Source organism: Lacibacterium aquatile, assembly GCF_042683105.1.
GTDB classification, from domain to species: domain Bacteria; phylum Pseudomonadota; class Alphaproteobacteria; order Elsterales; family Elsteraceae; genus Lacibacterium; species Lacibacterium aquatile.
On sequence record NZ_JBHUIP010000005.1, the window covers coordinates 69,461 to 70,405 of the forward strand.

The following is a 945-nucleotide window of genomic DNA, read 5'->3' on the forward strand; positions in this document are numbered from 1 at the left end:
TTGTCCAGCTGGTCGCCGGTGTTGGTCAGGATGCGGGCAGCGGTCATTGCCGACAGGTTGGTATTAACGGAAATGGGCATTCTTGCCTCCAGTCAATTGCATACTTGCGATAAGACTTACTACTTCATGTAGCAACTGGAGCCTGCCTCAGCTCTAAAGCTGATGTCAAACAAGATAAACCCGCGTTAACGACACAATCGCCAAGCCCGATGGATTGCGGGAAAGACGCAATAAAAACAATCAAATAAAGCCCATTTTAAAAGCAAAAAAAGGGAGGCCGAAGCCTCCCCTTTCCCAGTCGACATAACCTGTCGACAGATCGTCCGATTAGCCGAAGAGGCTGAGGATGATCTGCGGACGCTGGTTGGCAATCGACAGCGACTGCGACGACAGCTGCTGCTTAATCTGCAGCGAGGTCAGAGTAGCCGATTCAACCGTCAGGTCGGCGTCGATCATGTACGACAGACCGGCCTTGGTCGCATCCTGCACACCAGAGTTGAACTTAATCTGGTCATTCAGACGGGTGTTCAGAACGCCGACGCGGTTCAGAGCGGTACCGATGTTGGCTTCCGCGGTCGCGAACGACGCGGTAGCACCAAGCTGCGAGGCCGCAATGGTGAAGGAGGTGACAGCAACCGACAGAGCCGAGAATGCAGCAACGACCGAGGTCGCAACGGCAGTCAGAGCCAGCTGGTTACCGATGGCATCACGGATGACCGAGAAGTTGGTGCCGTTCGAAACCATGTTCACGCCGTTGTAGTCAGCGGCCTGAGCGTAGTTGACGAGCGAAACCATCTGTTCGGCGTACTGGTTTTCCAGCTGGGTGCGGGTGTCGCCGGTAACGTTCGCATCGGCGAGCTGGACGAGCGTCTTGCGCATGTCCTGCACTTTGTTCGAGATGCTGTTGACGGCGGTGTTCGCAACCTGGACCGAACCCAGGGCGTT

General features: G+C 55.6%; 1 protein-coding gene. It reads right to left on the bottom strand.

The features are described from left to right. Positions 1 to 327: 327 nt before the first annotated feature. Positions 328 to 945: flagellin (locus ACFSM5_RS07350; protein WP_379875663.1), on the bottom strand; the 618-nt coding region annotated here is incomplete at its 5' end.